The sequence below is a fragment of the bacterium Scap17 genome (assembly GCA_013376735.1).
Lineage (GTDB): Bacteria > Pseudomonadota > Gammaproteobacteria > Pseudomonadales > Halomonadaceae > Cobetia.
This window is the reverse complement of record VINJ01000001.1, coordinates 1018500-1043224: the sequence shown is the minus strand read 5'-3', so window position 1 is coordinate 1043224 and position 24725 is coordinate 1018500. Positions and strand designations below refer to the sequence as shown.

At 64.2% G+C, this 24725-nt stretch carries 21 protein-coding genes; 2 read left to right on the top strand and 19 right to left on the bottom strand.

Annotation, left to right across the window (positions count from 1 at the left end):
* Nucleotides 1-109 precede the first annotated feature (109 nt).
* From fabF to FLM52_04480, 7 genes are all read right to left on the bottom strand, one after another.
* Nucleotides 110-1354, bottom strand: a complete 1245-nt coding sequence (gene fabF / locus FLM52_04510) for a beta-ketoacyl-ACP synthase II (protein NVN55059.1) — start codon at nucleotides 1352-1354, stop codon at nucleotides 110-112.
* Between the two features lie 339 nt (nucleotides 1355-1693).
* Nucleotides 1694-1927, bottom strand: coding sequence for an acyl carrier protein (gene acpP, locus FLM52_04505; GenBank protein ID NVN55058.1), 234 nt, complete (start codon nucleotides 1925-1927; stop codon nucleotides 1694-1696).
* Nucleotides 1928-2027: 100 nt separating this feature from the next.
* Nucleotides 2028-2771: a 3-oxoacyl-ACP reductase FabG gene (gene fabG / locus FLM52_04500; GenBank protein ID NVN55057.1), complete on the bottom strand. Its 744-nt coding sequence runs from the start codon at nucleotides 2769-2771 to the stop codon at nucleotides 2028-2030.
* A gap of 60 nt (nucleotides 2772-2831) precedes the next feature.
* Nucleotides 2832-3794, bottom strand: a complete 963-nt coding sequence (fabD, locus tag FLM52_04495) for an ACP S-malonyltransferase (GenBank protein NVN55056.1) — start codon at nucleotides 3792-3794, stop codon at nucleotides 2832-2834.
* Nucleotides 3795-4082: 288 nt separating this feature from the next.
* Nucleotides 4083-5105, bottom strand: a complete 1023-nt coding sequence (gene plsX / locus FLM52_04490; protein ID NVN55055.1) for a phosphate acyltransferase PlsX — start codon at nucleotides 5103-5105, stop codon at nucleotides 4083-4085.
* A gap of 29 nt (nucleotides 5106-5134) precedes the next feature.
* A complete protein-coding gene (rpmF, locus tag FLM52_04485) occupies nucleotides 5135-5305 on the bottom strand; it encodes a 50S ribosomal protein L32 (GenBank protein NVN55054.1) in 171 nt (56 codons plus the stop codon).
* Nucleotides 5306-5338: 33 nt separating this feature from the next.
* Nucleotides 5339-5869 (bottom strand): hypothetical protein, encoded by a 531-nt coding sequence (locus FLM52_04480; protein NVN55053.1) that lies wholly within the window; start codon nucleotides 5867-5869, stop codon nucleotides 5339-5341.
* A 257-nt stretch (nucleotides 5870-6126) separates the two neighbouring features.
* Between FLM52_04480 and FLM52_04475 the strand changes: the two genes are divergently transcribed.
* A complete protein-coding gene (locus tag FLM52_04475) occupies nucleotides 6127-6723 on the top strand; it encodes a septum formation inhibitor Maf (protein ID NVN55052.1) in 597 nt (198 codons plus the stop codon).
* A 63-nt stretch (nucleotides 6724-6786) separates the two neighbouring features.
* Here the strand turns inward: FLM52_04475 and FLM52_04470 are convergent, their stop codons facing one another.
* The 3 genes from FLM52_04470 to FLM52_04460 are packed head-to-tail and all read right to left on the bottom strand — an operon-like array spanning nucleotide 6787 to nucleotide 9530.
* The gene (locus FLM52_04470; GenBank protein ID NVN55051.1) at nucleotides 6787-7857 is read right to left on the bottom strand and encodes a S49 family peptidase; all 1071 of its coding nucleotides are present in this window, start codon (nucleotides 7855-7857) and stop codon (nucleotides 6787-6789) included.
* 34 nt (nucleotides 7858-7891) lie between these two features.
* Complete coding sequence (locus FLM52_04465) at nucleotides 7892-8578, bottom strand: HAD-IA family hydrolase (GenBank protein NVN55050.1); 687 nt, start codon at nucleotides 8576-8578, stop codon at nucleotides 7892-7894.
* Nucleotides 8571-9530, bottom strand: coding sequence for an RluA family pseudouridine synthase (locus tag FLM52_04460; GenBank protein NVN55049.1), 960 nt, complete (start codon nucleotides 9528-9530; stop codon nucleotides 8571-8573). Before FLM52_04460 ends, FLM52_04465 begins: the two co-directional genes overlap by 8 nt.
* Before the next feature lie 1043 nt (nucleotides 9531-10573).
* Here FLM52_04460 and FLM52_04455 point away from each other — a divergent pair.
* Entirely contained in the window at nucleotides 10574-14668 is a 4095-nt protein-coding gene (locus tag FLM52_04455; GenBank protein ID NVN55048.1) for a ribonuclease E, read from the top strand.
* Nucleotides 14669-14903: 235 nt separating this feature from the next.
* On the opposite strand, the gene murB is transcribed toward FLM52_04455, so the two are convergent.
* From murB to FLM52_04410, 9 genes are all read right to left on the bottom strand, one after another.
* On the bottom strand, nucleotides 14904-15983 hold the full coding sequence (gene murB / locus FLM52_04450; protein ID NVN55047.1) for a UDP-N-acetylmuramate dehydrogenase: 1080 nt from the start codon (nucleotides 15981-15983) through the stop codon (nucleotides 14904-14906).
* Nucleotides 15980-16537, bottom strand: coding sequence for a low molecular weight phosphotyrosine protein phosphatase (locus FLM52_04445; protein NVN55046.1), 558 nt, complete (start codon nucleotides 16535-16537; stop codon nucleotides 15980-15982). The genes murB and FLM52_04445 overlap by 4 nt, the downstream gene beginning before the upstream one ends.
* Nucleotides 16537-17376, bottom strand: a complete 840-nt coding sequence (gene kdsB / locus FLM52_04440) for a 3-deoxy-manno-octulosonate cytidylyltransferase (GenBank protein ID NVN55045.1) — start codon at nucleotides 17374-17376, stop codon at nucleotides 16537-16539. Before kdsB ends, FLM52_04445 begins: the two co-directional genes overlap by 1 nt.
* Nucleotides 17376-17570, bottom strand: coding sequence for a Trm112 family protein (locus FLM52_04435; GenBank protein ID NVN55044.1), 195 nt, complete (start codon nucleotides 17568-17570; stop codon nucleotides 17376-17378). The genes kdsB and FLM52_04435 overlap by 1 nt, the downstream gene beginning before the upstream one ends.
* A gap of 54 nt (nucleotides 17571-17624) precedes the next feature.
* Nucleotides 17625-18614, bottom strand: a complete 990-nt coding sequence (locus FLM52_04430) for a tetraacyldisaccharide 4'-kinase (protein ID NVN55043.1) — start codon at nucleotides 18612-18614, stop codon at nucleotides 17625-17627.
* Entirely contained in the window at nucleotides 18611-20398 is a 1788-nt protein-coding gene (gene msbA, locus FLM52_04425; GenBank protein NVN55042.1) for a lipid A export permease/ATP-binding protein MsbA, read from the bottom strand. Before msbA ends, FLM52_04430 begins: the two co-directional genes overlap by 4 nt.
* Complete coding sequence (locus tag FLM52_04420; GenBank protein NVN55041.1) at nucleotides 20388-20813, bottom strand: biopolymer transporter ExbD; 426 nt, start codon at nucleotides 20811-20813, stop codon at nucleotides 20388-20390. Before FLM52_04420 ends, msbA begins: the two co-directional genes overlap by 11 nt.
* Entirely contained in the window at nucleotides 20810-21589 is a 780-nt protein-coding gene (locus FLM52_04415; protein NVN55040.1) for a MotA/TolQ/ExbB proton channel family protein, read from the bottom strand. The genes FLM52_04420 and FLM52_04415 overlap by 4 nt, the downstream gene beginning before the upstream one ends.
* 107 nt (nucleotides 21590-21696) lie before the next feature.
* Nucleotides 21697-24600: a DUF4131 domain-containing protein gene (locus FLM52_04410; protein NVN55039.1), complete on the bottom strand. Its 2904-nt coding sequence runs from the start codon at nucleotides 24598-24600 to the stop codon at nucleotides 21697-21699.
* Nucleotides 24601-24725 lie beyond the last annotated feature (125 nt).

Sequence of the window (24725 nt, the reverse complement as noted above, 5' to 3'; positions counted from 1 at the left end):
TCCAGAGAACGGTTGCGGACACGACACGCAAGGCAGAGGTGACGCCCCACAGACAAACGCGCCCCCGGATGGGAGCGCGTCTGAGGAGAGAGAACACGAAAGCGTGTGATCAGTCCTTGAGCTTGCCGAACACCAGCGAGCCGTTGGTGCCACCGAAGCCGAACGAGTTGGACAGGGTGTACTCGATCTTCATGTCACGTGCGACGTTCGGCACGTAATCGAGATTGCAGCCCTCGGCCGGGTTGTCCAGGTTGATGGTCGGCGGCGCGATCTGGTCACGCATCGCAAGCACGCAGAACACGGCCTCGACCGCACCGGCAGCACCCAGCAGGTGACCGATCATCGACTTGGTGGAGCTGACCGCCACATCACGTGCCGCATCACCCAGCACCGATTCGACGGCGAGACTTTCTGCCTTGTCGCCGGCATTGGTGGAGGTGCCATGGGCATTGATGTAGTCGATCTGGCTCGGCTCGAGCTTGGCGTCACGGATGGCGTTGCGCATCGACGCGGCCGCACCACGGCCGTCTTCGGGCGGCGCCGTCATGTGGTGAGCGTCGTCGGACATGCCGAACCCGAGCACCTCGGCGTAGATGGTCGCGCCACGCGCCTTGGCGTGCTCGTACTCTTCCAGCACGACGACACCGGCGCCGTCGGACAGCACGAAGCCATCGCGGTCGCGGTCCCACGGACGGCTGGCCGCCTGCGGATCATCGTTGCGAGTCGACAGCGCACGCGCCGCGGAGAAGCCACCCAGGCCCAGCGGCGTGGTCGCCATCTCGGCACCACCGGCCACCATCACGTCGGCATCACCATAGGCGATGGTGCGTGCGCTGTAACCGATGTTGTGCGTCCCGGTGGTACAGGCGGTGGTGATCGCGATGTTCGGACCACGATAACCGAACTGGATCGCCAGATTGCCGGAGATCATGTTGATGATGGAGCCCGGCACGAAGAACGGCGAGATGCGACGCGCACCGCCCTTCTCCAGCGCCTTGTGGTTGTGCTCGATCATCGGCAGGCCGCCGATACCGGAACCGATGGCGACACCGATACGCTCGGCGTTGTCTTCGGTACATTCAATGCCGGAGTCGGTGATGGCCTGGTGGGCCGCCGCGATACCGTATTGGATGAAGAGGTCCATCTTGCGGGCCTCTTTCGGGTTCAGGTACTGACTCACATCGAAGTCCTTGATGGAGCCACCGAAACGGGTATTGAAACCGCTGACATCGAAATGCTCGATGGCCGCGATGCCACTCTTGCCCGCCTTGATGTTGCTCCAGCTTTCCTCGACGGTATTCCCGACCGGGGTCACCAGGCCAAGACCTGTTACCACTACCCTTCTGCGAGGCATCGTGTCTCCTCCAAAACTATCGAATTGGCACGCCAGGGCCATGGACGCCCGGACGGTAATTGAGCGCATTATACAGAAACCTGGCCATGCGTGGGCAGTCGGTTTTCAAGCGCTTTTCTGGCCACTTTCACGAAGGAATTCCGACACTTGCCACAAGGGGGCATTTGTCACGAAGCCCACCGCCTACCACCATGCAATTCACGCTCTTTCGGCGCGGTATTGCGCAGCATACCCCTGAACGACAAGAGCCGCACTGAGGAACAGTGCGGCTCTTGAACGTACAGACAATTGCATCACGACCATGAGCAACAGGTTGCTCCGTGATCGCTTCAACACACCTTACTGGTGGTTGACGATGTAATCGATAGCTTCCTGCACGGTGGTGATCTTCTCTGCTTCTTCGTCAGGAATTTCAGTATCGAATTCCTCTTCCAGAGCCATCACCAGCTCGACGGTGTCCAGGGAATCGGCGCCCAGGTCTTCAGTGAAAGAGGAAGAGTTCTGGATTTCTTCTTCTTTGGCGTTCAGGCGCTCAGCCACAACCTTCTTGACGCGTTCTTCAATGGTGCTCATTTAACAATCACTCCTAGTGGTACGGAATCCGCAGCTCGAAAAAGCTGGGCGTAGTTTATAGGCCACCCCAAAAGGACGCAACCACGTCCCTGCGTGGGGTTCAGCGCATGTTCATGCCACCGTTCACCTGCAACGTCTCACCGGTAATGTAGCCTGCTGCATCACTGGTCAGGAAGCCGACTGCCGCAGCAATCTCTTCCGGCTGGCCAAGGCGCGCCAGCGGGATGTTGCCGAGCAACGCTTCGTGCTGCGCCTCCGGCAATGCTTCAGTCATGTCAGTGGCAATGAAGCCCGGCGCCACTGAGTTGACGGTAATATTGCGTGACGCGACTTCGCGCGCCAGCGAGCGGGCAAAGCCCTCCATGCCTGCCTTGGCGGCAGCATAGTTGACCTGACCGAGATTGCCCATGGTCGCGACCACGGACGAGATGTTGACGATGCGGCCGAAGCGCGCCTTGGTCATGCCGCGCAGGCAGCTCTTGCTGACACGGAAGACCGACTTGAGATTGGTGTCGAGCACCGCATCCCAATCGTCTTCCTTCAAACGCATCAACAGGTTGTCACGCGTGATGCCGGCATTGTTGACCAGAATGGTCGGGGCGCCGAAGCGCTCGCCGATTTCCTTGAGCACGGCGTCGACGCTGGCCTGATCGGTGACGTTGAGCAGCATGCCCGCGCCTTCGATACCGTGCGCCTCGAGGTCAGCGCCAATGGCCGCTGCCCCTTTCTCGCTGGTGGCGGTACCGATCACGATACGGCCCTGACGGCCGAGTTCACGGGAGATGGCTTGGCCGATGCCACGACTGGCACCGGTCACCAGTGCGATTCTGCGTTCGCTCGTCATCTTGAGTCCTGAGTTGGCTGATCCAAGTCACATGGCCGGCCTGATGGGCCAGCCACGAGCTTACTGATTCTGTTCGGCAGCGGTCTCGCGGGCAAGTTCCAGCGCCGCTTCCAGGCTATCCGGATCATTCACGGCCAGGCCACGTGCCTGACGCTGAATGCGCTTGCCAAGGCCGGTCAACACCTTGCCCGGGCCGCATTCGATGAAGCTGCGCGCGCCACTGTCGAACATGGCATTGACGCAGTCGGTCCAGCGCACAGGCTGATAGAGCTGCTCGATCAGACGCTGACGCAGTGTCTCGACATCGTCATGCGCCTTGGCATCGACGTTCTGGATGACGGTATAGCGCGGCGCACGGAAATCGATGGCATTCATCGCTTCGGCCAGCTTGTCGGCCGCCGGACGCATCAGATCACAATGCGACGGCACTGACACCGGCAGCGGCATGGCGCGCTTGGCCCCCGCTTCCTGACATGCCGCGATGGCACGCTCGACGGCAGCGGTGCCACCGGCGATGACGACCTGTCCCGGCGCATTGTAGTTGACTGCCGCGACCACTTCACCCTGCGCCGCACTGGCACAGGCGGCTTCGACCTGGGCATTCTCGAGACCGAGAATGGCCGCCATCGCGCCCTGGCCCTGCGGCACGGCAGTCTGCATGGCTTCGCCGCGCAGATTGACCAGCTTGACGCCCTCGGCGAAACCGATCACGCCAGCGCAGACCATGGCGCTATATTCACCCAGGGAGTGACCGGCCATGCGCGCCGGGCGCGGGCCTTCCAGCTCCTGCCAGACGCGCCAGATGGCGACACTGGCGGTCAGAAGCGCCGGCTGGGTCAGCTCGGTACGATTGAGCTCCTCCGCCGGGCCTTCCTGTGTCAGGTGCCAGAGATCGCGCCCCAGTGCGTCAGAGGCTTCCTCGAAGGTAGTGCGGACCACGCTATAGCGCTCCGCCAGCTCCCGCAGCATGCCGACCTGCTGGGAGCCCTGTCCCGGGAAGATGAGGGCCAGGGAATCTGTCATTGCTGTCACCATTTCCATCTGTTCAGGTGGGACTGACACGGGTCAAGAAACCCGATTTCCGCTGGCTCGCAAGCGAGACGGCCACCGTCGTGTCTCACGCTTCTGCCAGGGGAAAGCCTGCTTCCTGTCATTTACATCATGCTGCTGTCCTGCGGAGGGCTTCCTGTGCGGGCTGCCTGCCCCGAACCCCCGTCCGTCTTCACCGCCCTGCCACGAAGCGCTGGCATTGTCGCACCGTGTGCGCCGAAGCTCGACCCCAACAGGAACAAATCAGACCAATTTACTCATTCAGCGTGAGTATGTGCCTTCCAGGGCCTTCGCCAGGCGGGAGGGCAACTGCTCGCGAGCCTCGCTGGCCGCGCGCGTGACGGCAAAGGCAAAGCCTTCCGCCGCCGCGCCGCCGTGGCTTTTCACCACCACGTTCGCCAGGCCCAGCAGGCTGGCGCCGTTGTAGCGCACCGGGTCCAGCTCACGCGAGAGTCGTGTCAGCGCCGGACGCGCCAGCCAGGCCATCAGGCGCGTGCGCCAGCTGGCCGCCAGGGTCGCCCCCAGCTGTGCCGACAGCATCTGCGCAAGCCCTTCGCTGCTCTTGAGCACGACATTGCCGACGAAGCCGTCACAGACCACCACATCCACCTCGCCGCAGAAGAGGTCGCCGCCCTCGACAAAGCCAAGGTAGTCGAAATCCGACTCACTGCCAGCCAGCAGGGCGTGCGCTTCCTGCACCTGCGCAGTCCCCTTGACCGACTCGACTCCCACGTTGAGCAGCCCCACTCGTGGACACTCGACCGCGTCGATGAGGCGACTGCGCATCGCCCCCATGCGGGCGAACGTCAGCAGGTGGTGCGGTGCGACATCGACGTTGGCACCGAGATCCAACAGGCTGCAGGCGCGTGGGCCACGCGTGGGCACCGCGGCACAGATGGCAGGTCGCTCCACCCCTTTCACTCTTCCCACTTCACGCATGCCCAGCGCCATCAAGGCGCCGGTATTGCCGGCACTGACACAGGCATCCGCCTGGCCCTTCGCCACCAGACCCAGGGCCTGAGACATGCTGCTGGGCTCGCGGCTGCGCAAGACGCGGGACGGGCGAGCATCAGGCGCGACAATGCCGTCGACAGCGAGTGTCTGAAGGCGATCACGAACACGGGAGAGTGAAGCAGGGAGGGAGTCTAACTCGGCATCCAGTAGATGCTGCGGGCCGACCAGGATGGCGCTGAGTTGCGAGTCTCGCAACAGCGCACTGGCCGTGCCCCGTAACGTAGCGCGGGGACCGAAGTCCCCGCCCATCGTATCGATGGCGATACGCACGGCGTTACGCCGCGCGCTGCATCAATGCCTTATGCATCAACGACTTTGCGGCCACGGTAGAAACCGTCGGCAGAGACGTGGTGACGCAGGTGAACTGTACCGGTTTCCTTGTCCTGGGACAGGGTCGGTGCAGTCAGGGCATCGTGGCTACGACGCATGCCACGCTTGGAACGAGTTTTGCGGTTCTGCTGAACTGCCATGGGGATTACTCCAATCTTGTCGACAAATTGAGTTCAGTGCTTGTCCTTCAGGGTGCGAAGCACACTGAATGGATTCACAGCGGGTGCGTCCGAGGCCTCGGGTTCCACACCGCTGGCCAGCTGGTCGCGAGAGACGGCACAATCGGCCTCCTCGTGGTAGACCACCTGCGGCAGGACCAGGAGCACTTCATCCTCGATCACTGTCAGGAGATCCAGCTGTTCGTTTTCCACCACTACCGGCTCGTACTCACCGGGCAGCTGCGCCGCCAGCGCATCGCTGGTTACCAGACCCAACAGAAACTCACTGGAAAGCGGCTCCGGCTCGGTGGGTCCCAGACAACGTTGACATAGCAGACTTGCCTCGAAGGCGATGGAGCCTTCGATGAAGCTGCGACGTTGAGTGTCGATATCAAAGGTCATGGAGACGCTGACATCCCCTTCCTGAGCACCGATGGCCTCAACAACACGGGGCATGTTCGCCAGTGGAATCACGCCTTCAAGGCGTTTACCCGCTGACGCCAGCCGGTAGGGCTCGACCTTGGTCGGCAGTCTTGTGGTCAACATAGGCGCGCCATAATAGGGATTCCCCCTCCCGGTGTCAAAATGCATGAGCAACTTGTTGCTTTTGCCAGCCTCCTCACCATCACGCTTTCACGTCGATATGCGGCAACTGACACTGGGCTACACGTCCAGCGCGCGATTGTACGCGCCTGACACTTCAATGCCGAGAGGATTTACGGCATCCTGCCCCCTTGTTTTTCAAATACTTGCCGCGCGCCGCCCAGCCAATGCTCGCAACGCGCCCCGACGGGAGAGCCATGATGACTCCACTGGTCCTGGCGTCCAGCTCACGCTGGCGTCGTGAACTGCTTGAACGCCTCGGACTGCCTTTCACCTGGACAGCTCCCAGCATCGATGAGACGCCGCGCCACGGAGAAAGTGCCGAGACACTGGTCCATCGCCTGGCACTCGGCAAGGCCGACGCCGTGGCGGATGCCTACCCCCATCACCTGATCATCGGCAGCGACCAGGTCGCCGTCTTCGAAGGCGAGATACTGGGCAAGCCGGTGGACCTGTCAGCCGCACGCGCCCAGCTGGCGCGCTTCTCCGGACGTCGCGTGCGCTTCGTGACCGGCTTGGCCCTGATCGACACGCACTCCGCGCGCCACTGGGTCTGCCATGAAGACTACGAAGTCGTCTTCCGCTCCCTGACCAGCGCCGAGATCGAGTGCTACGTCGAGCGAGAACGCCCCCTCGACAGCGCCGGCAGTTTCCGCATGGAAGGCCTGGGCATCACGCTCTTCGAGCGCCTCGAGGGGCGTGATCCCAACAGCCTGATCGGCCTGCCGCTGATTCGCCTGTGCGAACTGCTGCGCGAGGCAGGCGTCAACCCTCTGCTGGATGCGCCGCGCTCCTGAATGGCACCGCACCCCCGAGAGACACCGCAGCCTTGAGCAACGAGGGCTGCGGCTCTGGCTCGCCTACCAGGGCAGGCGGTAACTGACCGGCGACACCGTCGTCTCGAGCCCCATCGCACTGGCCATCACACCGGCGAAGCGCCGCGTGAAGCGCTCGAAGGGGTCCTGACGCGGCGTGTAATCGTGCAGCTCCGCCTCTGGCGTCAGCTCCGCCGCCAGCTCTTCCAGCGTACCGGTACGATCGACCAACCCCAGCCTCCGCGCCTGCTCGCCGGTCCAGATCAGCCCCGAGAACAGCTCGGGGTTATCCTTGAGGCGCTCGCCGCGCCCGGTCTTGACCGCCGCGATGAACTGCTGATGCGTCGTGGCCAGCACGTTCTGCCAGAAGGCACGTTGATCCGGTGAAATATCCGAGAACGGGTCAAGGAACGCCTTGTTGTCACCTGCCGTGAATACGCGACGCTCGATATCCAGCTTCTCCAGCGGCCCCTTGAGACCGAAGCTTGAGGAGATCACGCCGATGGAGCCCACCAGGCTCGAAGGCGCGGCGATGATCTCACCGGCGCCGGCCGCCATGTAATAGGCGCCACTCGCCCCCAGGTCCTCGATCACCGCGATCACCGGCTTGTCACCCTGCTCTCGCAGGCGCATCAGCTCGTCGTAGACGCGCTGGGACTGCACCGGGCTTCCCCCCGGCGAGTTGATATCGAGCACCACCGCGACGGAGGCCGGGGACGCCCATGCCTTGCGCAAGCCCTTGATGATGCGCTCGGCGTTGGCTTCGCCATCCGCCTCGATGACGCCCTTCACACGCACCACGCCCAGATGCTGCTCGCCGGGCAGTGCGGCTGGCTGACTGCCGAGCGTGAACAGCGTCACCGAGGTCGCGATCGAGGCGATGAACAGCAACGCGAACAGGAAGCGGAAGAACAGCTTCCAGCGCCGCGAACGCCGCTGCTCGGTCACCACACCCTGCACCCAGCGGTCCATCATCTCGAGCTGCACGGTACGCTCGCGCGCCTGCCAGTCCACCTCTCGGTCACCGGCAGCGCTGCCCACACCCGCCCCACCCACGTCACTCTCGCCCTTGCCTTGCGGCCCTTCACGCCAGGGGTCCTGCGGCCTGTCACTCATCGCTTGCTGCTCCTGTACCGGGCAATCGTGGCCGCTATCCGGCCACGCACAGCCACTCCATCAATTCATCGAAATGCGAGACGATACGCTGCGGCGCACAGGACTCAAGGCGCGGAACACTGTGAACGCCGTAGTCGACGCCGACACTGTGCATCCCCAGTGCGCGCGCCATCTCGAGATCATATTCGGTATCGCCGACCATCAGCGCCTCATGCGCCTCAACGTTCAGCTCGACCAGCAGCTCCTCGAGCATGCGCGGATGCGGCTTGGACAGCGTCACGTCCGCGGTGCGCGAGGCGTGGAACCAGTCACCACAGTCATGGGCCTTGAACATGCGATCCAGTCCGCGACGGCTCTTGCCGGTCGCGACCGCCAGCAGCTGCTCGGGGTGACGCCGCAGACGCTGGATACCGGCCTCGACACCGGGAAAGAAGTCCAGCGGGGTGGTATCAACCGCCACGAAATGCGCCTTGTAGGCCTCGACCAGTGCATCGCACTGCTCGGCCGTCGCCCCCGGGAACAGGCGCTCCATGGCTTCAGGCAACCCGAGCCCGATGATGTCACGCGCGGCGTGGGCCGGTAACTCGCCCATACCGGTAGCCACCGACGCCGCCTGCAGGCAGTCGACGATACGTGCCTCGGAGTCCATCAAGGTGCCATCCCAGTCGAAGATGACCAGCCGATAGCGTGGTTGCGGCAGTCCTGCAGCGAGATCAGTCATGACGAGCTCCCAGCTCCCTGGCGGTGGCAAGAACGCGCTTCATCCGCTTGTCCAGCGGCGCGCGCACGGTGACGGTGCGCCCATCGATCGGATCAGGAAAACTCAACTGGGCGGCATGCAGGAAGAGGCGCTCCAGCCCGACCTTCTTCGCCAGTGCATTGCCGCGCTCGGTACCGTACTTGGTATCGCCGAGCAGCGGATGCCCGGCATGCACCGAGTGCACGCGGATCTGGTGGGTGCGCCCGGTGATCGGCTCGGCCTCGACCAGCGTCATGCTCGGATAGGCCTCACGCACGGCATAGCGGGTACTGGCTGTCTTGCCAGCCTCATCGACACGCACTCGCCGCTCACCATTGCCTCCGTCATAGCGCTCCAGTGGCGCATTGACGTAATCGCGCCGGGAATCCCAGCGCCCCTCGACCAGTGCCAGATACAGCTTGGTCATCTTGTGGGCCTTGAGGTCGGCATTGAGCTGCAACAGCGCTGCCCGCGACTTGGCCAGCAGAATGCAACCGGAAGTATCACGGTCCAGGCGGTGCACCAGCTCCAGGAACGGCAGATCAGTACGAATCTGGCGCATGGCCTCGATCAGGCCGATCTTGACGCCACTGCCGCCATGCACGGCAAGTCCTGAGGGCTTGTTGATGACCATGAAATCATCCGTCTCTCGCACGATGCAGCCCGCCAGCACCTCACGCAGGTTGTCGCTGACTTCCTGGACAGCGGCTTCCGGCGAGAGGCGCAGTGGCGGTACGCGCACCAGATCACCGGCCTGCAGGCGGTAATCCACCTTGATGCGCTTCTTGTTCACGCGCACTTCCCCCTTGCGCACGATGCGATAGATCAACGCCTTGGGTGCGCCCTTCAAGCGGGTACGCAGAAAGTTGTCGATACGTTGCCCGGCCAACTCCGGGGCAACCTCGATCCACTGGACTGATTGGCCGTCGGCCATGTCGCACTCCTTCCGGCCCCGCCTTCGCGCGGCCTGCTCATCTTGTTGCCGTGCGCCGTGACGCACTCAGACCGGCCATTCTACGGTGTCATGCGACCAATGGGGAATCATCGCGCCACATGGCGATCGCACGAGCGGCTCGCCGGGCCTCGTATCTCAGGCGATGTAGCGAAGCGTTTGATCTGGCAGCTGAATTGCTGGTACATACCTTTACTGGTATATTCGAGCGCAGTGAGATGGGCCTTCTCTATATGCCCGATCATCGTCTCCGCAGCCCTGTCACAGCGGCCGGAAAAACGGCGCACCCGGCACTTCAACAAGGTGCTTCACGCCGGCGGAGAGGGTCAGATGGCCCGCAATGAAGCAACGCGCACCGACATCAGCACCGTGCAGGTCACGCAAGCACCCTGTTGTCATCTACCATGTCGGTAGCGTGCTGTCCCGCGCATCGCACCTGTCAATCACAGGCAGCGAAGGCAGCCCCAAGGACAGTCATTCGCGGCCAGTGGCCGGACCAACAGCTGACGCAAAACATCGATGTCGCTCAGGTCTCACAGGACCTGATGACGATATCAGCGGGCGCGGAACGCATGACGCCGCGCGCCGCAGCGCAATCGCCCTTCGAGCCTTCGTTGCAGACTCCACGAGATGATGTCGCGAGAGCCCGAAAGTCGCCTGCGCAGGCAAGACAGCAAGATGCCCAGTCATTCATGGGCCAACGACACAAGACCGCTCGGGCATGAAGCCCGGGTCATCATTCGATATCCGTGCCGAAGGCCGGCGTCGATGAATCGGCAAATGCCAGGTGTTAGGGAAGAGACCGCAGGGCCGGAGGAGTACCAATCCCCGCAACACGTCCTGCCTCTTCCAAGTACTCAACATGATCATGCCGCATGTGGCCCGTCACGGACTTGCCTGCATGCGAAAAACGCATTCCACGACATGCGCTGAGCACAACACGAAGCGGAAAACGGTTCCTCGTCGCCGACGCACAATGCGGCTGCCCTTCGGCACGCCCAGTCTAGCGAGACGACATGAAACGGATGCTCATCAACGCGACCCAGCCGGAAGAGCTGCGCGTCGCACTGGTCGACGGACAACGCCTTTACGATCTCGACATCGAGTCCGGCGCCCGCGAACAGAAGAAAGCCAATATCTACCGCGGCAAGATCACCCGCATCGAGCCCAGCCTCGAAGCCTGCTTCGTCGACTTCGGCGCCGAACGCCACGGCTTCCTGCCGCTCAAGGAAATCTCCCGCGAGTACTTCTCCAAGGACCCCGGCCAGGGCCGCCCCAACATTCGTGAAGTGCTCAAGGAAGGCCAGGAAGTCATCGTCCAGGTCGACAAGGAAGAACGTGGCAACAAGGGCGCCGCCCTGACCACCTTCATCAGCCTGGCCGGCCGCTTCCTGGTGCTGATGCCCAACAACCCGCGTGCCGGTGGTATTTCCCGCCGCATCGAGGGCGAAGAGCGCGCTCAGCTGAAGGAAGCGATGAACAGCCTGACCCTGCCGGACAAGATGGGCGTCATCGTGCGCACCGCCGGCATCGGCAAGAGCGCCGAAGAACTGCAATGGGACCTCGACTACCTGGCCCAGGTGTGGGACGCGGTGACCAAGGCTGCTTCCAGCCGCCCAGCCCCCTTCCTGATCTACCGTGAATCCAACGTCATCATCCGTGCCATGCGCGATTACCTGCGCAATGACATCGGTGAGGTGCTGATCGACTCTCCGGAAGTCCAGGAAGAAGCGCTGTCCTTCGTGCGTCAGGTGATGCCGAGCTACCAGCAGAAGATCAAGCTCTACGAAGACGATGTGCCGCTGTTCTCGCGCTTCCAGATCGAATCCCAGATCGAGACCGCCTACCAGCGTGAAGTGAAGCTGCCCTCCGGTGGCGCCATCGTCATCGACCACACCGAAGCCCTCGTTTCCATCGACATCAACTCCGCTCGCGCCACCCGCGGCAGTGATATCGAGGAAACCGCGCTGCAGACCAACCTGGAAGCCGCGGACGAGATCGCTCGTCAGCTGCGCCTGCGCGATATCGGCGGCCTGGTGGTGATCGACTTCATCGACATGACACCGGCACGCAACCAGCGTGAAGTCGAGAATCGCGTGCGCGATGCGCTCAAGATCGACCGCGCCCGCGTCCAGATCGGTCGCATCTCACGCTTCGGCCTGATGGAAATGTCGCGCCAGCGCCTGCGTCCGTCTCTGGGCGAGACCAGCGGCGTGGTCTGCCCGCGCTGTGACGGCCAGGGCACCATCCGTGACGTGCGCTCCATGGCGCTCTCGATCATGCGCCTGATCGAAGAAGAGGCCATGAAGGAGCGCAGCTCGCAGATCCGCGCCATTCTGCCGGTGCCGGTCGCGACCTACCTGCTCAACGAGAAGCGCGCCACGCTGTTCGACATCGAACGTCGTCAGGGCGTGAATGTCGTGCTGCTGCCGAACCCGGAACTCGACACCCCGCACTACGAAGTCGTGCGTCTGCGTGATGACCACGTCGATGAAGACGGTGCCGACAAGTCCAGCTTCGAACTGTCCGTCGAGACCGAAGTCGGCAAGGAACCGGACCCGAACTTCGACAAGCCGCCGGCGCGCACCGAAGCCGCTGTCAAGAGCGTGTCCCACACCACGCCGGCTCCGGTTGCCGCCGCACAGGCGCCTGCTGCATCGGCCGAGAGCGCCGACAGCGGCAACGATGACGACAGCCGTAACGGAAACGGCAAGAACAACGCCAACCGTCGTCGCAACACCAATGGCAGCGGACGCAATCGTCAGGACTCGCGCAACGAGTCTCGTAACGACACTCGCAGCGAAGGCCGCAACGACAGCCGTCAAAGCTCGCGCAATGACAGCCGTCAGAGTAATCGTTCGAACCAGAGCAACGACAGCCGCGCTCAGGCCAGCAAGCAGGCAGTCGTCACCCAGGCGCCCGCCCAGTCTCACGCCAGCACAGCAGCCCCCGTCGCCGGTGGCGGCCTGCTGTCGCGCCTGGCGCGAGGCTTCAGCCGCCTGCTGGGCAATGACAGCGACAGCGCAGCACCGGCCAAGTCCAGCGAAGCGCGCAAGGCACTGGAAAAGGCCCGCGAGCGTCGCGAGACCGTCAGTGAAGCCAGTGCTCCGGCAGCGGCTCGCAACGATTCCCGCAATGGCCGTAACGCTGAACGTAGCGACGATCGCAAAAACGATCGCAACAACGACCGCAGCAATGACGGCCGTGGCAACGAGCGCGATGACAACCGCAAGGACTCCCGTCGTCGCAATGACAACGCGTCACGCAACAACGATGCTGACAGCAACAGCCAGAACGATGGCCGTAACAGCAACAAGCGCCGTCAGCGCAACGACCGTGGCAGCCGTCGCAAGTCCAACGAGTCGCGTCAGGACAGCCAGCAGGAAATCGTCACCAACGACAGCAAGCCTCAAGCCGAGCCGAAGGCGCAGGCCGACAACAGCTCGAAGGCCGACAACGCCAGCAAGCGCGATTCCGGCAAGCGCAGCGACAAGCCGGCACGTGGTGAAAAGCCGAGCAAGACTGACAAGGCCGAACAGGTCGACAGCAAGCAGGCACGCGAGTCCATCAAGGCAGCCGAACAGGCCGAGCAGGAGGAACAGCAGGTCAGCAGCGAAGACCAGCAGACACGCAACAACCCGCGTGTGCGCAGCCGTCAGCACGCTCTGAACCCGCAGGCGGTCGAAGAGCAGAAATCGCTCAAGGCCATGGCGCTGGCAGGCCCGCAGGCAGCCGCTGCTCCGGCAGCCGCTGTGGTGCCGACCATTTCCGAGGAAGGTGCCGAAGCCGTCAACGCCACTACCGCTGCTCCGCAGGGCGAAGCCAATGCCCCGCAAGGCAGTGACAGCGCTCCGCAGGATGAAAACAGCACCGCTGCACAGGACACGCCGGCCACCGCCGAGCCGTCTGCCAGCGCAGACCTCACGGCAGTCGCCGCACCGGAAGTCAGCGAGCCGAGCAACGAGACGCTGAAAGAGACGGTAGCCCCTGAGTCAGCGGCATCCGACGCGCAAGCGTCTGAGTCTGAGCCAGCGGAAGTGGCCGAGCCGGTCGCCGAAGCGCCGATCGACGCACCTGACGAAGAGGCGTCAGAAGCGCCTGCCACTGGCGCTCACCAGGCGCAGAAGCCTGAGCAGCACGCCGCCCAGCGCACTGAGCAGCATGCCGTCCAGCAGCCAAGCGTTCACCAGCCGCAGGCCAGCGAAGCTGACGCCGCCGTCGACACGCCGGACGTCACCGCTGCAGAAGTCGCACCGGAAGCCGCGGCCGATGAGCAGTCGCTGAAGGAAAGCGTGATCAGCGAAGCCGCTGCGCCTGAAGCGCCGCAAGGTGAAATCACTGTCAGTGAGAACGGCGCCGAAGCGCAAGCTGCCGAGCAGACTGACGCTCCGGCACCTGCCGCTGACGCAGACAAAGCGGTCGCCGCTGAGGCAGACTCTGCCAGCCAGCCTGCGCAGCCGGCGGCGGAAGAACCTGCCGTGGAAGAACCTGCCGTGGAACCAGCCGCCGCTGAACAGCCTGTACAGGAGGCCGCGCACGAAGAGGCTCCTCAGCAGACTGAGACCAGCGAGGCGAAGGTGACGCAAAACGCTGACGTGGCCAGCACTGAGATTGAGCCTGCCGTCAGCACCGAGCGCACCGCAGATACTGTCGCTGAAGCTGCGGAAGGCTCTCAATCAGCTGAAGGCTCCGATTCTGCTGACGGCTCTACAAACGCTGAAGGCTCTGATGCTGCTGCTGAAGGTGCCGAAAGCGCCGTCAACGTAAGCGCCAGCGTCGAGAACGCCCCGGCCGAGGCAGCGTTCGCGACTGCCGAGCGTCACGACAATGTCGCCGTGGCGCAAGCCGTGAGCGACGACATCTCCACGGCGGAAGTCGCTGACAGCGAGCAGAAGCAGGCACCGAACGAGCAAGGCGAGGCAGCAGCGGCAGAAGGCGTGCAGCAGGACAGCGCGCAGCCAGCCACCGAGACCCGCCGTCGCCGTGGCGAACGCGCCTACAACGATCCGCGCGAAGTGCGTCGTCGTGAGCGTGAAGCTGCCGAACGTGCTGCTGCACAACAGGCCAGCGCAGAGACTCAGGACACGACCGCTCAGGATGACAGCAACACGTCACACTGAGGCCTGGGGCTGGCGCCCTGCCCCTGCCGTCACTCTGCTGCCCCTTTCAGCCACAAGCGCTGAAGGGGGCGCCAGAAAGGCAGCAAGGCAGAGGACCCTGCCAGCGTCTGCCGGCCGCTCTCGCTGAGCAGCAAGTCAGATGAAAACAAGAACGCCCCGCAGGCTTGCCTGCGGGGCGTTCTTGTTTTCAGCGTATAGCTCAGTGTACACGACGCTGGGCCTCAGTCCTCGGGCATTACCCTTCAGGCATCATCCCCAGCTCGCGCGGCTCCTGTTCGAGCCAGACACCGAAACGGGCGTGAACGGCCTCGCGCACCTCCTGCGCCAGTGCCAGCAGCTCCGTGACGGCCCCCTCGCCGAAGTGCACCAGCACCAGCGCCTGCTGAGCATGCACGCCGACATGGCCTCTGCGCGCGCCCTTGAGACCACATTGATCGATCAGCCAGCCTGCTGCCAGCTTGATGCTGCCATCGGCCTGCGGGTAATGCGGCAAGCTCGGGAAGCGGGTCAGCAGCGCCTGGGCCTCAGCCTGGGGAAGCTGTGGATTCTTGAAGAAACTGCCGGCATTGCCGAGTTGCGCGGGGTCGGGCAACTTCTCACTGCGCGTGGCAATCACCGCCCGGGCGACCTGCAACGGCGTCGCCTCCTCCCCTTGCGGCAGCGCCGCACTGACGCGCTGGGCGAGATCACCATAACCGAGCCGGGGCGCCGCCTGGCGCGATACCTGCAACTCCAGGCGCGTGATCAGCACGCGATGCTCAAGCGCGCCCTTGAAGATGCTGTCGCGATAGCCGAAACCGCATTCCTCACGATTCATCCAACGGCAGCTGCCATCTTCCAGCGACATGACTTCCAGACGCAGCAAGTGGTCTGCCAGCTCGACGCCATAGGCGCCGATATTCTGGATAGGCGCCGCACCGCAGCAACCGGGAATCAGCGCCAGATTTTCATAGCCCCACCAGCCGGCGGCGGCCAGCTCCATCACCAGGGCATGCCAGCGCTTGCCGGCCTCGACAGAGACCGTGGCCGTCAGGCCGTCTTCTGCTGGCGTGATGGTGACCTCGTCAAAGGCCGGGCGCATGACATGGGCATCCAGCCACGGCAGCAACACCAGATTGCTGCCGCCGCCGATCACCACCAGACGCTCACCAGCCTGCCGGGAGGCCAGCACTTGCGCCCTGGCCGCCTCGATGGTGTGTGGCTCACTCAGGGCACGGGCACGCGCCGAGAAGCCCAGGGTATTGCAGCTATCCAGCGCCACACCCTCTCGTTGCGAGGTGTCGCCAGCGTTCTGATCACTGGATACCTGTGTCATGAGCGCGCCCGCGCCGTGGTCGCTGCAGGCAGTGCCGCGATGAGCGCCTCGCAGGCCACATCGATCAGGTCCAGCACACGCTCGAAGGCATCGGGGCCCCCGGTGTAGGGGTCCGGTACCTCACGACTGCCCGCTGCCGACGCGGGCAGCGGAGTCGGCAGCAGGTCCAGCAGGCGACCGATCAGCGCTTGATCACCACTGTTGCTGCGCGCAGCCAAGGCACGGGTATCGGCAAGATTGGCGTCGTCCATCACCAGAATCAGATCGAAATCGTGAAAGTCCTGCTCGCACAACTGACGGGCACGCAGCGTGCTGATGTCATGGCCGCGCCTGGCTGCATGCGCGATGGCCCGCGAATCAGGCTGACCGCCGACATGCCAGTCACTGGTGCCGCAGCTGTCCACCGTGACGACCTGATCCAGGCCATGGCGCGTCAGCGCCGCGCGCAACACGCCTTCGGCACTCGGTGAGCGACAGATATTGCCCAGGCACACCATCAGGATGCGCTCCAATGGCGCCTGACGCTGGGCCAGTTGCTCAAGAAGCTCGCTCATCAGGCCTCTCCGCTCTCGCTGCCTGCCGCTGCTTGCGCCAGCCAGTCGCGCACGCGCTCGAGGTCCTCCGGCGTGTCGACACCTGCCGGATGCGCCGTGCAGGCAATGGCTACCTGGATGGCATGACCATGATACAGCGCGCGCAGCTGTTCGAGCTGTTCAAGCTGCTCCAGCGGGGCCGGCAGCCAGTCGACGTAATCGGTCAGGAAGCTGGCACGGTAGGCGTAGAGGCCGATATGACGCAGCCAGGAATCGGTGGCCAGCATGTCCGGCGGCGTGGTGAAGTGCTCGCGGTCCCACGGGATAGGCGCGCGCGAGAAGTACAGGGCACGCCCACGCAGGTCACGCACCACCTTGACCACATTGGGGTTGAACAGGCTGTCGACGCTGGCGATCGACTCCGCCAGCGTGGCGATCGAGGCCCCCGCGTCTTCCTCGAGGCGTACCGCCACCTGATCGATCAACGCCGCCGGCAGCAACGGCTCATCGCCCTGGACGTTGACCACCAGGGTCTCCGGGGCCAGCGCCAGCAGCGTGACCACCTCGGCAAGACGGTCCGTCCCGCTGGGATGATCGGCACGCGTCATTACCACCTCGGCCCCGAAGCCTTCACAGACCTCACGGATGCGCTCGTCATCGGTGGCGATCACGACCCGACTGGCCTGACTGGCGCAGGCATTGCGCCAGACATGCTTGATCATCGGCTGGCCATGAATGTCCGCCAAGGGCTTGCCCGGCAGGCGTGAGGAGTTGAAGCGCGCCGGAATCACGACCACGAAACCGGCCTCGCTCTCTGAACGGCTGTCGTCTGCCTGCCCCTGCTGCAGAAGGTCACTCATCAGCCGCGGCTCCCCTTGAGCTTCTCGTCGGCATCCATCTGGCGCGCTTCTTCTTCCAGCATGACGGGAATGCCGTCGCGTACCGGATAGGCGAGGCCATCGTAGAAGCACTTGAGCTCGGCATTCGCCGCATCATAGGTCAGCTTGGCCTGACACAGCGGGCAGACCAGCAGCGCGAGCAGTTCCTTGTCCATCGAGACATCTCCGGAATAACAGCAGAAAAGAAAGAAAATTCAGCGATCAAGCCCTCAGAGCGCCTCAAGGCGTTTGGCGAGCCAGTCCACCAGCGCCTGATCCGGGCGCGCCTCGACATCCAGCGCCCAGCAGCGCTCATTGGCGAAGCTGCGACACTTGACGGCGTCCTTGGCGGTCATCACCACAGGCAGATTGTCGGAAAAGCGCAGATCCGTCGGCGTGAAACGATGGTGGTCCGCCAGCGGACACGGCAGATGATCGACCCCGAGATTGGTCAGGGTGCGGAAGAAGCGCTGCGGATTGCCGATACCGGCCAACGCATGCACCTGACCACTGAACGGCAGCTGGTGGGCAGGATAGCGCACGTCGTCGATCAGATGGCGCCAGTGAACCGGCGTCAGCGTCATGCAATGCGACTCCACCGGCAGGCGCGAGCAGTCGATGACACCGTTGGAGATCACCGCATCGACACTGGCAAGGCGCGACAACGGCTCGCGCAGCGGCCCAGCGGGCAGGCAACGCTGATTGCCGAAGGCACGCTCACCGTCCACGACCACCAGCTCGATATCGCGCCCCAGAGCATGGTGCTGCAGGCCGTCATCGGAGAGCAGGATGTCGCAGCCCGCGGCAATCAGGCGCCGCGCCGCACTCGGACGATCCGGGTCGACCGCCACCGGCAGGCCGGTCTGCTGGGCCAGCATCACCGGCTCATCGCCGGCATGCTGGGGATCGGTATCGGCCTGCACGTAGAGGGGGTAGCGCGGCGAATGCCCACCGTAGCCGCGCGAGATGATGCCCGGGCGCCAGCCCTGCTCGCTCAACCAGCGCCCCAGCCAGGCGACCAGCGGCGACTTGCCGGTGCCACCGACGGTGATGTTGCCGATCACGATCACCGGCACCGGCGCCTTCCAGACCTCACGCTTGCCGGTGAGATAGGCATTGCGCTTGCGCGCCACCACATTCCTGTAGACATGTTCCAGCGGGCGCAGCAGGTGCAGCCAGCCGGCGCCACGATACCAGGCGTCTACCAGTCGTTCACTCATGCGTCTGCCGTCTCCCGGAACTGGATGCGATGCAGCGCGGCATAAGCACCTTCCTGAGCAATCAATGATTCGTGGGTGCCGTCTTCGATGATCTCGCCATCATCCATCACCAGAATGCGGTCCGCCTTCTCGATGGTGGACAGACGGTGGGCGATCACGAAGGTCGTCCGGCCCTGACACACTTCTTCCAGCGCGCGCTGGATATAGCGTTCTGATTCGGTATCCAGCGCCGAGGTGGCCTCATCCAGCACCAGAATCGGCGAGTCCTTGTAGATGGCGCGCGCGATGGCGATACGCTGGCGCTGACCACCGGAGAGCATCACGCCATTGTCGCCGACGATGGTGTCGTAGCCTTCACTCATGCGCTCGATGAATTCGTGGGCATAGGCCGCACGCGCCGCCTCTTCCACCCGCGCCTTGTCGACCTCGCCGGTGCCGTAGGCAATGTTGGCGGTCAGGTCGGCATTGAACAGGGTGACATTCTGCGAGACCAGCGCGATCTGCTGACGCATCGGTCGCAGCTTGTAGTCCTCGATGGCGACATCGTCGATCAGGATGCGGCCGGTGGTCGGTGCGTAGAAGCGCGGCAACAGGCTCATCAACGTCGACTTGCCCGATCCCGAACGCCCGACGATGGCGACCATCTGCCCTGGCTTCACCTCCAGATCGATACCCTTGAGCACCTCCTGCTGATGATCTGCATAGCGGAAGTGGACATTGTCGAAGCGCACACGCCCCTCGAGACGACCCTCGGGCACCAGGGTGCCGTTGTCCGGCTCTGCCGGCATATCCAGCAGACCGAACAGTTCTTCCGAGGCCGCCATGCCCTTCTGGATCTCGCCGTTGACTTCGGTCAACTGACGCACCGGCTTGGCCATCATCGAAGCAGCGGTGATGAAGCCGACGAACTCACCGGCGCTCATGCCGGCCATCAGTTCCGGCGCCATCGCCAGCCACACCAGCGTGGCCAGCGCCACGGCGATCAACAGCTGGATGACCGGCGTGGCGGTGGCCTTGGTCAGCGCTTCCTTCATCTTCTGCTCGCGGTTGTACTCACTGACCGCCGCAAAGCGTGCCTTCTCGTAATCCTCGGCACCGTGAGTACGCACGATCCGGTGGCCGGACAGCGCCTCGGAGGCCACGTGGGTCACCTCGCCCATCGAGCCCTGAATGCGCTTGGAGAGCTTGCGGAAGCGCTTGCTGGCATAGCTGACCACCCAGCCGATCAGCGGCGTGACCGCGATGAAGACCAGCGTCAGCTTCCAGTTGGTCCAGAACAGATAGCCCAGCAGGCCGAGCACGAAGAAACCTTCGCGCAGGATGATGGTCAGCGCCTTGGTGGCCGCGCCGGTGATCTGCTCGACATGATAGGTGACACGGGTGATGAGATGGCCGGTGGAGTTCTCGTCGAAATAGCGCCCCGGCAGATGCAGCATGTGGTTGAACACCGTGGTGCGCAGGGTGTGCACCACGTTGCGCGCCACATCACTCATGCAATAGGTGCCCAGGAAGGTGCCGACGCCGCGCACGGCGAACATGCCGATCACGAACAGCGGCAGGAACAGTCTGAACTGGGCGTCAGGATTCTGGATGCCGTCGATCAGGCGCTTCATCATCTCGGCCAGCGCCGTACTCGAGGCACCGTAGATGATGTAGCCGATGACGGCGGCAAGAAACATCTTCCAGTGCGGGCGAACATAGCCGAGCAAGCGGCGGTAATGAATCCAGGTGGAGTCGCGACTCACGGGGTCTCCATAGACTTGGGCGGCGCCCTCATGGGGCATCCGGTGATGATGATTCCGTCCCGATACGCGTACTGATGCGCACACGGGTGATACCCACTTCAGCGGCGGCGTCCAGCGCCGTGACCACCTTGGCGTGGGGCGTGCGGCCATCGGCTTCGAGGATCAACCCGAAGCGATCTGCCTGGTTCTTGTACTGCGCAAGTTGCGCTCCCAGTTCATCCTCGCCGAGGCTTGCCTCGCCGAGCGTAAAATCACCTGCTGCTCCGATGCTCAAAATCAAGGGCGCCTGCTCTACCGCGCTGGCCTGACTGGACTGCGGCAGAATGAGGTCCAGCGCTCGACGGCTATCGAAGGTGGTCGAGACCATGAAGAAGATCAGCAGCAGAAACACCACGTCGATCAGCGGGGTGAGGTTGACCTCCACCGACTCACGCCGGCGACGCGGAAACCTCATGACGGCCTCCCGGCACCTGCCCCCTTGCCATCATCGCCACCATAGGGATCATCGGCGTCACGACGCATGTAAGCCGGCAGGTCTTCCGGCAGACGCTCATGGGGCTCCGGCACCTGGCCGCGGCGCTGGCCCGGGCGACGGTCGATGCCGTCGTGGCTCTCGGCCAGCCCGAGCTCGCCCTGATGGTGCGAGATATACTCCACCACCTGCCCTGCCTGCTCCTCCATGTTGACGGTGATGTCCTCGACACAGCGCTGGAAATAGCGATGGAACATCAGTGCCGGAATCGCCACCGTCAATCCGGAGGCCGTCGTCACCAGCGCCTGGGAAATCCCGCCGGCCAGCTCCTGGGCTCGCTCGGCGCTGCCCGCATCGACGATCACGGCAAAGACGTCGATCATGCCCACCACTGTGCCCAGCAGCCCCAAAAGCGGCGTGATGGCGGCGATGGTGCCCAGCGGACTCAGGAAGCGCTCCATGTCATGAATCACGGCCACGGCCGATTCCTGCATGCGCGCGCGTACCTGCTCATTGCCCAGGCGCGCATTGCGCAGTCCCGCCGCCAGCACATTGCCCAGCGGCGAATGACTCTCCAGCCAGTACACATTGACCTGTCCTTGGCTGATCAGTTCACACACCTGCTGCCCCAGTCCCTTCGGCGCGATGCGACGCGTGCGCAGTGTCCACAGGCGCTCGAGAACGATGGCCAGTGCCACGACGGAACATCCGAGGATGGGGAGCATCAAGACTCCCCCTGCGTACAAGGCTTCCAGCATGTGACCTCTCCCTTGGTCTCGATGCCTCTGCGGGCACCATTTTTGTCGTGTCAGATGTCACGCGCCGTCCCTGTCGCGCAGGCCGCATGAATCCGCCATACATCTGATCATCCAGCGGATTTTACCCCAAGGCACCTCACTCCGATACCGCCAGCCCTGCGTGCTGGTTGCAGCCGCTCCCCCTGCGGCCACCACTCCCAGTGCAAGGCGCCATCCAGGCCGACATGCCAGAGACACTCGACATGACGCGCCAGACGCTCCACCACGTCCGGATGCGGATGACCATGCGGATTGTAGCGACCGGCGCTGACAATCGCGTGACGCGCCGCCAGGCTCTCAAGCCAGCCATCACCACTGCTGGTGCGGCTGCCGTGATGTGCGACCACCAGCAACGGCAAGCTGCGTCCGGCCAGTCGTCTGCCCAGCGTCGCTTGCAACTCGCGCTCCTCCTGCAGGCCGATATCGCCGTTCAGCAACGCCAGTGGGCGCGCGCCATGTGCTATCAAGACCACACAGGAGTGCGCGTTGTCACGTCGAGTCGTCAACCCTGCTGGCGGCCACAGCATCTCAAGGCGCACCGGCTCGCCCTGTAACTGACCAAGGATGATGCTGCGCCCGGCGACACACTCTCGCATCGCCACCTCATCGAGCCAGCTTACCTGATGCGCCAGTCTCGCTCGCTGCCCGGCCGGCACCCACAAGGAAGCGATCTCCTCGGCAGACAGCGCCTGCAGGCCGCCGGCATGGTCACCATCCCCGTGACTCACGATCACGCCGATCGGCTCTCCCGCCACGGGCATTGGCCCCGGCAAGCGAGCGCCGGCATGGCGTGATGCCATGCCCAGATCATATCGCCAGTGTCTCGGCGTCTGGCGTGAAGTACCGATGCCGATGCTCGCAGCAAGATGACTGCGCAGCGAAATCGCCAGCCCCTGCCCGACATCATGCACCGTCAGACTGAGCGCGGGCGCCCCGGGCGAGAACGAGGCGACCTCTGTCGCGCGCGTGCCGGCGTCCCGCCCGGCGGTGGCCAGCGCAGTCGGTGACCACGGCAAGGTCAGCGCCGCCAGTGACAGCCCCCAGCAGAGTGCCACGGTGCCACAGAGGCGCTTCAGACGGCCATCGAGGCCCGGCACACCCTCCGCCAGCCAGGCACATAGAAGGGCCATGACCGCGAGCATCAGGATCAAGGCCGAGGGAGTGGCGCCAGACACCCCCGCCGCCATTGGCACCTGCGGCCAGCGCCCCTGCGTCGACGCAAGCGAAGACAATATCTCCATCACCTGCGCCATGCCCTGTGCCAGCAGCTGCCATAGACCGCCACTGAACACACCGTCAGCGAGCATGCCTGTGAGCCGTGACGGGACGAGTCCCGTGAACAGCAACAGCTGCTCGAGTCCCGCAAGCCCCCAGCCCAGCATGCCAAGCGGCACGATCAATAACGTCACCAGGGGCGCCATCAGCAGATTCATCGGCAGCGACAGCCAGGACAGCTGGCCGCGCGAAAGCAGCAGGGCCGCACCCATGACCAGCGTCAGCAACCACTGGCTGCGCAACGTGGCCAGACACCAGCCGCGCACTCCCCGCGGTCGCGAGCGGCCCTGCCAGGCCAGCAACAACACCGCCACGGCGATGAATGATAGCCAGGTACCCGGGCGCCACAGTGCCAGCGGGTCCAGCCCCAGCACCAGCATCAGCGCCAGCATCCAGACCTGCCAGACACCCAGGCCGCTACGGCCACTCGCCATCCAGAGCCCGACCGTCACCATCAAGGCGGCGCGCAGGGCCGGCGGCGCCAGGCCTGCCAGCAAGGCGAAACTCCAGGCCGCCAGACAGGCAAGCCACCAGGGCGCCACACTGAATCGCCACCCGCCCGGTCGCCAGAGGCGCAGCACGCCGAAACTCAGCCCCAGCACCAGGCTGGCCATCAGGCCGACATGCAGCCCCGACACCACCGCCAGATGCGTCAGCCCAGTAGCGTTCAGCGTGTCCCAGTCGTCGTGGGTCAGTGCCGCGGCCTTGCCCAGCGTCAGTGCCGCCAGCCAGCGACAGGGCGACCCCGGCCAGTCGACCAGTGCCCCGCCTTCGCCCGCGCCACAGCGCTGCCATAGCGCCTGCTCGGCATGAAGGCGCAGCGCTGCCAGCCCGCCTGGTGGCGCCAGGCGCTGCGCAAGAGACAGTTGGCGCACATACCCCGTGGCGACGATACCTTCGCGCCATAGCCAGGCGACACGATCAAACTCCGCCGGGCTCGCTGAGCGCCCGAATGCCGGGTTGCTGGCGCCATGAGGCGGCACCAGACGCACGACCATGCGCCAGCGCTCACCGGCCTGCCAGGGAGTCGCCAGCGCCTCGCGTGTCGCGATATCGCGGGGTGGCTTGTGTGGCCAGTAGCGCCGAAGCTGCACTCGCTGATCCAGCAGGCGATGACAGGCGGCCAGACGCCCGGCATCCGCGTTGGGTGACTCCGTCGGCTGGAAGAGATCACAGCGCGAGACACGCAGCACCAGGCGCACCGATTCATCAGGTGTCGGCAGCGCGCGATTGACCTGCTCGACCCGGCCTTCCAGCCACAGCTCCTGGCGCGTCAGCGCCTCCGCCATCACGATCGGCTGCTGCAGAAGACTGATCAACAGCCCGCCCCCCAGCGCTGCCGAGAACCGAAGGCTCAAGGCTCCGAGCCGAGAGCGGCGTGACCCGGCGTCGGAAGCAGAATGCGGGCAAGCACGGGTGGGAGTGACTGCCAAGGCCCCTGCCACCATGAGCCAGCAGAGCAGCAAGGCGGCCAGCAACAGGTTGTCGCTCAGCGTCATGAAGGCGGCCCAACCATGCGTCCCACCCTCCTGCGCGCCGAGCCCTGCCGATGAGCGTGACTGCCAATCCGCGCCCCACTCGCCCTGGCGTGACAGCCAGATGCCCGCCACCAGCCCCGTCAGCAGCTGGGCCAGCGAGGCCGGTGACAGCCAGAATCGAGCGGGATGGGAAGATTTGTTCACGGTGGCACCTGGCATGTTGCTGGCCTCTTGCAAGGTCACCCATGGCGCAGCCCGTCAGGCATCGCGCGGGCTTTGCTGTACTCAGTGCCGAATCGAGACACGCGGGTTGCAGATCACTAACCGGATAACTGCACAGTCAG

What these genes read in the sequence shown, in the direction of transcription:
- FLM52_04420 (NVN55041.1), bottom strand. Translation starts at nt 20,813, where the DNA reads ATGAGGTTTCCGCGTCGCCGGCGTGAGTCGGTGGAGGTCAACCTCACC.
- FLM52_04480 (NVN55053.1), bottom strand. Translation starts at nt 5,869, where the DNA reads ATGTTGACCACAAGACTGCCGACCAAGGTCGAGCCCTACCGGCTGGCG.
- fabG (NVN55057.1), bottom strand. Translation starts at nt 2,771, where the DNA reads ATGACGAGCGAACGCAGAATCGCACTGGTGACCGGTGCCAGTCGTGGC.
- acpP (NVN55058.1), bottom strand. Translation starts at nt 1,927, where the DNA reads ATGAGCACCATTGAAGAACGCGTCAAGAAGGTTGTGGCTGAGCGCCTG.
- FLM52_04460 (NVN55049.1), bottom strand. Translation starts at nt 9,530, where the DNA reads ATGGCCGACGGCCAATCAGTCCAGTGGATCGAGGTTGCCCCGGAGTTG.
- kdsB (NVN55045.1), bottom strand. Translation starts at nt 17,376, where the DNA reads ATGAGTGACCTTCTGCAGCAGGGGCAGGCAGACGACAGCCGTTCAGAG.
- FLM52_04445 (NVN55046.1), bottom strand. Translation starts at nt 16,537, where the DNA reads ATGAGCGAGCTTCTTGAGCAACTGGCCCAGCGTCAGGCGCCATTGGAG.
- FLM52_04475 (NVN55052.1), top strand. Translation starts at nt 6,127, where the DNA reads ATGACTCCACTGGTCCTGGCGTCCAGCTCACGCTGGCGTCGTGAACTG.
- FLM52_04470 (NVN55051.1), bottom strand. Translation starts at nt 7,857, where the DNA reads ATGAGTGACAGGCCGCAGGACCCCTGGCGTGAAGGGCCGCAAGGCAAG.
- murB (NVN55047.1), bottom strand. Translation starts at nt 15,983, where the DNA reads ATGACACAGGTATCCAGTGATCAGAACGCTGGCGACACCTCGCAACGA.
- FLM52_04410 (NVN55039.1), bottom strand. Translation starts at nt 24,600, where the DNA reads ATGCCAGGTGCCACCGTGAACAAATCTTCCCATCCCGCTCGATTCTGG.
- FLM52_04455 (NVN55048.1), top strand. Translation starts at nt 10,574, where the DNA reads ATGCTCATCAACGCGACCCAGCCGGAAGAGCTGCGCGTCGCACTGGTC.
- rpmF (NVN55054.1), bottom strand. Translation starts at nt 5,305, where the DNA reads ATGGCAGTTCAGCAGAACCGCAAAACTCGTTCCAAGCGTGGCATGCGT.
- fabD (NVN55056.1), bottom strand. Translation starts at nt 3,794, where the DNA reads ATGACAGATTCCCTGGCCCTCATCTTCCCGGGACAGGGCTCCCAGCAG.
- FLM52_04465 (NVN55050.1), bottom strand. Translation starts at nt 8,578, where the DNA reads ATGACTGATCTCGCTGCAGGACTGCCGCAACCACGCTATCGGCTGGTC.
- msbA (NVN55042.1), bottom strand. Translation starts at nt 20,398, where the DNA reads ATGCCCCATGAGGGCGCCGCCCAAGTCTATGGAGACCCCGTGAGTCGC.
- FLM52_04435 (NVN55044.1), bottom strand. Translation starts at nt 17,570, where the DNA reads ATGGACAAGGAACTGCTCGCGCTGCTGGTCTGCCCGCTGTGTCAGGCC.
- FLM52_04430 (NVN55043.1), bottom strand. Translation starts at nt 18,614, where the DNA reads ATGAGTGAACGACTGGTAGACGCCTGGTATCGTGGCGCCGGCTGGCTG.
- FLM52_04415 (NVN55040.1), bottom strand. Translation starts at nt 21,589, where the DNA reads ATGCTGGAAGCCTTGTACGCAGGGGGAGTCTTGATGCTCCCCATCCTC.
- fabF (NVN55059.1), bottom strand. Translation starts at nt 1,354, where the DNA reads ATGCCTCGCAGAAGGGTAGTGGTAACAGGTCTTGGCCTGGTGACCCCG.